Raw genomic sequence first — 7,557 nt, forward strand, 5'->3', positions numbered from 1 at the left:
CAACGGTGACTGGGATGCGTTCCAGAAGCATCGCATCATCGAGGAACGTCGCAGACTATACCCGTACCGGCCGCTCGTGCGCCGGGAACATAGGAAAGTTGCATAGCGGAAGGCGAGTTACACCCAAGTCATTATCATAGCGGCCCGGTTGGGGCGGCCGCCAGGGGGCCTCGAACTCCGGCGGGAGATCACCTCGGGCATGGTGATCACCACCTGTATCATCCAGCATGTGGTCGCCGGCATCCCGGGCGGGTCTTTCCGCCAGCTCAGCGAGAGCGCTTGGCCTCGGTTCGTCTGGATGCCGAAGCCTTTGGCGGTTCGTCAGGTGAGACGCCGATCTCGTCGCTGGTCTTGGGGGCCTTCAACCCGCGGGCCTCAGCCTCGGCCGGGGAACTGAACCAGCGAAGGTTCAACCGGCCAGCCTGACGGGCGTAGGATGAGTTGGGCTCGTGGTAGGTTCTTCCTCTGGGGGTGGCAATGACCGGATGGGTGCTCGGCGGGCCGACGGACCTGCTCAGGAACTCGATCATCGTCTTGTCGATGTCCGCGACCTTGTCCAGCATCCTGGTTCCGTGCAGGCCCTTCTCTCCCAGGGCGGGCTGGTCGGGGACTACCTTCACCGCCACGTGCTGGCCGGCGGCTTGGGCCAGTCGATCGGCGGCGGCTCGCTCCCCCTCGGCGGCGATCATGAGGATCGGACGGTTGGCGCACTTCTCGATGTGAGCCATGGAGTCCAGGGCGAGGTAAGCCGTACCCGGCGTCAGGCAGGCGACCGCATCGACGGACTTGTCGCGCCCGGCATAGTCCAGCGCCACGCTGCAGCCGACGCTGGCGCCGACGAGCACGAACCGGGCGGGATCCACGCCCGGCTGGTCGCGGAGCCACAGGTAAGCGGCGGCCACGTCACGGTGCATGCTCTTGAAGAGGTCCGGATCCCGCTGGCGGACGCGTTCCACCAGTTGCAGTCTGGCCGGAGCGTTGCTCTCCCCGTGGCCACGGAGGTCGATGGCCAGCACGGCAAAACCGGCCCGCCTCAGGGGTCCGATCAACGGGGTGAACGCGGACCGGTCGGATTGATACATGTGCAACAGGATGGCCATGGGCGCGAGCTTCTGGCCGCCGCGGAGCACCGGCTCGGCATAATCGCCCACAATCAGGACCTCGTCCTCGGTAGTGAACGTGACTCTCTTCAGGGCGCCTGGTGAACCCGTCTTCGCCGGAGCGCTGGCGGCGGTTTGACTTCGTTTGGCGGGCTCCACTCGCCCGGCCGACGCGGCTTGATCCGAGTACTCGGCCCCATCGCCGGTACCGGGGGCGATCCCGCGGTGCACCGACTGGGCAAGGAGTGGTCCGCCCCAGCACATCAACGCAAGACAGGCAAACCGCGCGAGGAAGGACATCTTCAATCCTCCAGCGAGATGACGAGAATGACCGAGGCTCGCGCCACCGGCTCATCCAGGAAGCGGCACGTCCGCGACGGTACCTGACGAGAGACTATCCCGCAAGACGGAGGCCAGACCCAGACCCGATCACCCGCTCCAAAGGTTCTCTTCCCAGTACCTCAGCCGGCTCCCTCACCGCCCCGGCTGTGGCCAGTCTGCCCTGAGGAACCGCCCGTTGCGGCTGATCACCTTGCCGTCGGCCTCGATCGTGCCGCCCTGGCGGAGGTCGCACACCATGTCCCAGTGCAGCCCGCTGTCGTTCTTGGCACCGGTCTCGGGATAGGCCGTACCGACCGCCGCATGGAAGGTGCCCCCGATCTTCTCGTCGAACAACGTGTTCTTGGTGTACTCCTGGATGGCGTAGTTGGTGCCGAGGGCAATCTCGCCGAGGACCCTCGCGCCCTTGTCCTGGTCGAGCATCTGGATGAGGAAGTCCTCGCCCTTGGTGGCGGACGCGTCCACGACCTTTCCGGCCTTGAACTTCAAACGGATGTCGTGGGCCTCCCGACCACCGTGAACCGCGGGAAAGCTGAAGAACACGACCCCCTCGGTGGCGTCCTCGATCGGGCCGGTGAAGACCTCGCCGTCGGGGAAGTTCTCGTGGCCGTCGCAACTGATCCACCGCCGCCCGCGGATGCCCACGGTCAGGTCGGTGCCCTGCGGCGCGCGGAACCGCATCTCCCGGCAGCCCTCCAGGTGGTCGGCAACCCTCTTCTGGCGGACGCTGAACTTCCGCCACAAGGCGGCCGGATCGTGAGCATGGAGCCGCCCGGCGTTGTAGACAAAGTCCTCGTACTCGGCCAGCGACCGCTCGGCGTCCTGGGCGGCAGCCTGGCACGGGAACTGCGTCCCGGTCCAGCGGAGCTTGTCTTGGCCCTTCAGAGACGCCCGGTACAGAAACCGCTTCACGATCGGCTTGCGGGCCTGGCTGACGGTCGCCTGTCTTTTCGGATCGACCCGCGTCAGCGATTTGGTGTTCTCGTCTGCCCATATCCCGATCGAGCAGTCGATGGTGTCAACCTCGCGGACCGCCAGCGGGCTGATGTGGCGGAGCTGGGCCGGCAAAGCCGACTGATAGAAGATGTCGGTACACTCGTCGTCGATGAGGCGCAGCAACGGATGCCCGCCCGCCTTGAGCACCTCGCGGTAGACGGCTCGAACCAGGGGTATCGCGGTCACCGGGCTCGAGATCCGAACCACGTCGTCGCGCCGGACGGCCACCGAGTAATCGACCAGAACGTGGGCGAGTTTGTCGATTCTTGGGTCTCTCATGGGCGCAGCGTACACGGCCAGCAGCGCCGCCTCAAGGCCCAGGGACCGATAACTATGGTCATTCCAGCTTCCCGCCGTTTCGGACGATACATACTCGCCCCGTAACGATCATGGAGGTCCCAAGGTGCAGGAACGACTCTCACAAAGCCAGCAGATCTTCTATATCGGCCTGGCCCTCATGCTCGGCACCGGCGTCCTTTCCGCCACCCTCTGGCCGGCGGCCGGCATAGGCACGATCATCGGCGTCGCAGCCGGAGCCGCCCTCGCCCTGGCAGGTCGCCTCTGGCATCGTCAAGTTCTCCGATCGGCCCATCACCGCACGCTGCTCTAGCTCGGGGGCCCGCTTCCAGAATCCGTCCTGCTACTCTGCCTTAACCAGATCGTGGCCGAGAATGTACTCGCAGTTGATGACCTTCTCGATCAGGTCCACGGGTAGATAGAAGTAGTGGTTGGACGCCTCATAGCCAATGCGCGAGTCCTGGCTGCTCAGAGTGAAGAGTCGGCGGGCCAGGGTGATCTCGTCCTGGACCAGCTGTCGCAGCCGCTCGATGGTGGCGCCGCGCTCACCGGCCGCCGACTGGAGGCCATCGCGGGCGATGACAAACCAGGTCTGGTTGGCCACGGTCTGGAAGTGGATCTGAGCGGCCTCGGCGAAGCGAACCTCGGCCTGGGCGTTGCGGGCCTGGTCCGGCGGGGCCATTGCGGCCGCCCGACGGTGCTCGGCAAGGCCCTGGTAAAAGCCCGCGGCCACACGGGCCATCTGGGCGGCGAAGACCCCGGGTGGATAGGGTCCCCGCCAGGTGTTCACGTCGTCGTAAGCAATGCCGACCATCGTTGCCCGGTACCCGGTGGGCTTGGCGTAGAGCAAGTTAGCCGGTCCCTGGTGGACCGGGCAGTGGTAAATCACACTGCCGTCGAAGGGATAGTCGAGGTAGGCCTTGCTGAATGCGGTCCAAGCCTTCCGTGCGTGAGGGGCGCCCTGGGAGCCGAAGCGTTCGCGGGCCAGGGTGTCGAGCACGGCCTCCGCGGTCGGCGGTGGGGTCTGACTGAATCGGCGGGCGATCTCCAGGTTCGGCGAGGGGTAGCCGCCCAGCGACCAACTGAGCAGGAAGCTGTTCACACCGGCACCGGCCAGGTTGGCGCAATGCTCCGCCACCTGGTCCATCACTGGAACGTAGGGCACGGCGGCCATCTCCCAGGTGTTGTTGATCTGCATCTTGGCCGCGGTCTTGAGGCCCTGCTCCTGGGCCAGCTTCCAGTGCCGGGTCGCCCGGGGGCCGGGACCGACCACCGACAGCGAGTACTCGCCCACGCGATGCTTTACACCCCCACGCGTGAACTCCTTGGACCACTCGCTGACCGACATGAACCAGACTGACTTCGGCAGCCGGGCGAGGATGTCTGCGGCCCAGGCGTCCTGCCAGCCCCAGTCCCAGACGATGACCTTGGCGTTCGGATTGCCCCGGTGCACGCCGGCTTCGATCACTGCGTTGACCTCGGCAGTGATCTCAGCGGGCGACCGGTCCTTGCAGCGGGGGCACCGGGCGGACTGGAAGTGCGACGCACAGTGGGTCAGGTTCTCCGAGGCGGAGATCGTGAAGACGCCACCCAGGCCGGGCACCCGCTCAAAGACGTGCGCAAGGGCGTCACTGAGCCAGGCCCGAACCTCGGGCACAGAGGTACACAGGGTGAAGTACTCACCCTCGCCGACACCCTTGAGACCCGGACGGCTGTTGAAGAAGCCGGTCGGCATCGCTCGCGGCTCATTCATGTACAGGTAGATCTTGATGCCATACTTGTCCGCCCGCTCGACCAGCTTGCGAAGGTTGGCCAGCCGCGTCTGGTGGCCTTCGCCAAACTCGGGGAACGTCTTGCTGGGGGCCAATTGCCGAAGCACGGTGTGAATCCAGACGCCGTTGACGCCCAGGTTCCCGAGTCGTTGAAGCAGTCCTTCGGGGAAAGTGTCGAGTTTGGAATCCATGAGCAGGTCGCCGAACAGCGCAAAGTAGGGGTAGATGAACCGCAGGCCGGCTTGCGGCGATCCGGTGGAAGCGGCCGGCATTCCCGCGGCCGGGTCGAGCTTGCTCAACTCCTCAATGAAACTGAATCGTGGCTCGGCGGGGGCGGAGAGTCCCTCGCCGAAGGCATCGCGGATGGTCTGCCGGATCTCGGCCGCCCGCCTTCTCGCGGCCTCGCTGGGCGGCGCGTACTTGAGCAGCTCGCAGGCCGGCTTCGGACCCAACTTGACGAAAAGGAAATCATCCTCGCGAAGCCGGACCGCCATCTCTTCGGCAGAGATGTTCAGCAAGGTCAGGAGCTGTGCGCTGGGCAGCAGGTGCCAGTTGCGCCGCAATACCGTGATGTAGACCCGGGACTCAGGCACGGGCGGCAGGGTGGGCGACTCCGGCAAGCCCATCGAGACGGCGATGTCGCGCACCTTGTCCGCGCTGGTGTCGAGGACCATGGCCAGCCGCTCGGGGGAAACAACCGTCCAGTTTCGCCAGACGAAGGTGTGCAACCGATCCGGAAAGTGGGGGACGTCGAGCGCCCGGGGGCCGCTCTCGGCATGGCTCACGCCGCACATCGCCCCCAACCACACGCCGAACCCGTACGCTGCGATCCTGGCCAGAGGAATTCGCGCGGGCATGATTTGCGCCTCCTTGGAAGAGAATGAACGGAATCACGACTTGCCCTTGCCGGGCATCAAGACAACCTTGAGAACCCCTTCCACCCGATCGGCGAACACGAGCTTCACCTTGCGGCGGACGTCGGCCGGAATGTCGGCCAGATCCTTGCGATTGCCGGCAGGCAGAACGACTTGGCGGATCCCGGCCCGATGGGCGGCGATGACCTTTTCTTTGAGGCCGCCGATCGGCAGGACACGGCCGGTCAGGGTGATCTCTCCGGTCAGGGCCACGTCGGAACGGCAGGGTCGGCCGGTGAAGAGCGAAACCATGGCGCTGAGCATGGCCACACCGGCCGATGGGCCGTCCTTGGGAATGGCCCCGGCGGGCACATGGACGTGCACGTCGCATTGGGCCAGCCGGTCGGGTTCGATCCTGAGCTTGGCGGCGGAGCTGCGGAGGATGCTGTAGGCCGCCTGGGCGGATTCTTTCATGACCTCGCCCAGCTGGCCGGTCAGGGTCAGCTTGCCCTGGCCGGGCATATCAATAGCTTCGATGAAGAGTATTTCCCCGCCCGTTGGAGTATAAGCCAGTCCGATGGCGATGCCGCACACCTGCGACTGCCGGGCAGCCTCGCTCTCGAAGCGAGGCGCCCCGAGGAACCGCTCGAGCGTCTCCGTGGTAAGCCGGACCGGCTGGCGACGGCCGCGGGCCACGCGTGCGGCCACCGCCCGGCAGACAGCCGCAATCTGACGCTCCAGGTTGCGAACGCCGGCCTCGCGCGTGTACTGGGTTGCCAGCAGATCGAGCGAACCGTTGTCGAAGCCAATCAACCTGGCATTGAGACCGTTCTCCTGTCGCTGCCGCGGGACCAGGTACCTGCGAGCGATGCACAGCTTCTCCCGGGTGGTGTAGCCGGAAAGCTCGAGCGTCTCCATGCGATCGCGGAGCGGCGCGGGGATCGGGTCGTTGTAGTTGGCCGTGGCAATGAACATGACCTTGGAGAGATCAAACGGCACATCGATGTAGTTGTCGGTGAAACTGTGGTTCTGGGCCGGGTCGAGAATCTCGAGCAGGGCGCTGGCCGGGTCGCCGCGGAAATCCTGGCCGATCTTGTCCACTTCGTCAAGCATGAAGACCGGGTTGTTGGAGCCGAGCTTGCGAATCTCCTGCAGAATACGACCGGGCATGGCTCCGATGTAGGTGCGACGATGGCCGCGAAGCTGGGCCTCGTCGTGCATTCCGCCGAGTGACATGCGCACGAACTTGCGGCCCAGGGCCCGAGCGATCGACTGGCCAAGCGAGGTCTTGCCGACACCTGGCGGCCCCAGGAAGCAGAGGATGGGCCCGCGGCCCTCGGGCTTGAGTTTGCGAACGGCGAGAAACTCGAGGATCCGCTGCTTGACCTTCTCCAAACCATAGTGGTCGGCATCCAGGATCCTGGCCGCCCGGCGCAGGTCGAGCCGGTCCTCAGTACGGAGCGCCCAGGGCAGATCGCACAGCCAGGTCACGTAATCGAGGGCGACGGAGTACTCCGGTGATGCCTGGGGGATGCGGACCATGCGGTTGAGTTCCCGCTCCGCCTCCTCGCGGGCGGCGTCCGGCATCTTGGCAGCCTTCATCCGTTCGCGGAGCCGATCCAGCTCCACGGACCGGCCGTCACCCTCGCCCAGCTCTTTCTGAATCGCCTTGAGCTGCTCCTGCAGGTAGTACTCGCGCTGCGACTTGTCGATCTGTTGCCGGACCTGGGTCTGGATCTTGTTGGACAACTCGAGGAGCTGAACCTGCTCGGCCAGGGCGGTGTTGATCTTGCGAAGCCGATCACCTACATCAAAAGTCTCAAGCAACTCCTGCCGGTTGATCAGCCCAACAGAGAGATTGGCGGCCAGGAAATCGGCCACACCACCGGCCGAGTCGATGTTGTCCAGGATGATGCGGGCCTCGTCAGGCACGTTAGGCGACAGTTCAAAGATGCGGTAGGCGGCCTGGCGGGCGGTGTGAACCAGGGCATCCAACTCCGGCGTCTTGTCCGCCGGGTCGTCGTGGGTCTGGACCTGGGCGAGCAGAAAGGGCTCGGTCTGCACCAGCTCCGCCAGCCCGAACCGGGTCAGTCCGTGGACAATGATACTCAGCGTACCGTCGGGAAGATTGAGCACCTTGAGAATCGCGCAGGCCGTCCCAACACGGTAAAGATCGTCAATCCCCGGATCCTCGGTCTC

5 protein-coding genes are annotated in these 7,557 nt (G+C 65.3%); 1 reads left to right on the forward strand and 4 read right to left on the reverse strand.

The genetic code is table 11. The features are described 5' to 3' along the window. Positions 1–266: 266 nt before the first annotated feature. Together KA354_24780 and KA354_24785 are read right to left on the reverse strand one after the other, a co-directional pair. A complete protein-coding gene (locus KA354_24780; GenBank protein ID MBP7937868.1) occupies positions 267–1,400 on the reverse strand; it encodes an alpha/beta fold hydrolase in 1,134 nt (377 codons plus the stop codon). Between the two features lie 174 nt (positions 1,401–1,574). Further along, positions 1,575–2,714 carry an aminopeptidase gene (locus KA354_24785; GenBank protein MBP7937869.1) on the reverse strand — a complete coding sequence of 380 codons (1,140 nt, stop codon included), beginning with the start codon at positions 2,712–2,714 and terminating at the stop codon, positions 1,575–1,577. A gap of 124 nt (positions 2,715–2,838) precedes the next feature. Here KA354_24785 and KA354_24790 point away from each other — a divergent pair, with 124 nt between their 5' ends. Next, entirely contained in the window at positions 2,839–3,045 is a 207-nt protein-coding gene (locus tag KA354_24790) for a hypothetical protein (GenBank protein MBP7937870.1), read from the forward strand. A 30-nt stretch (positions 3,046–3,075) separates the two neighbouring features. Here the strand turns inward: KA354_24790 and KA354_24795 are convergent, their stop codons facing one another. Together KA354_24795 and lon are read right to left on the reverse strand one after the other, a co-directional pair. Then, positions 3,076–5,361 (reverse strand): hypothetical protein, encoded by a 2,286-nt coding sequence (locus KA354_24795; protein ID MBP7937871.1) that lies wholly within the window; start codon positions 5,359–5,361, stop codon positions 3,076–3,078. A gap of 33 nt (positions 5,362–5,394) precedes the next feature. After that, positions 5,395–7,557, reverse strand: a 2,163-nt coding sequence (lon, locus tag KA354_24800; protein MBP7937872.1) for an endopeptidase La, incomplete at its 5' end; no start/stop codon positions are given.

This window comes from Phycisphaerae bacterium (assembly GCA_018003015.1).
Classification (GTDB): Bacteria; Planctomycetota; Phycisphaerae; order UBA1845; family PWPN01; genus JAGNEZ01.

What these genes read in the sequence shown, in the direction of transcription:
- KA354_24785 (MBP7937869.1), bottom strand. Translation starts at nt 2,714, where the DNA reads ATGAGAGACCCAAGAATCGACAAACTCGCCCACGTTCTGGTCGATTAC.
- KA354_24795 (MBP7937871.1), bottom strand. Translation starts at nt 5,361, where the DNA reads ATGCCCGCGCGAATTCCTCTGGCCAGGATCGCAGCGTACGGGTTCGGC.
- KA354_24780 (MBP7937868.1), bottom strand. Translation starts at nt 1,400, where the DNA reads ATGTCCTTCCTCGCGCGGTTTGCCTGTCTTGCGTTGATGTGCTGGGGC.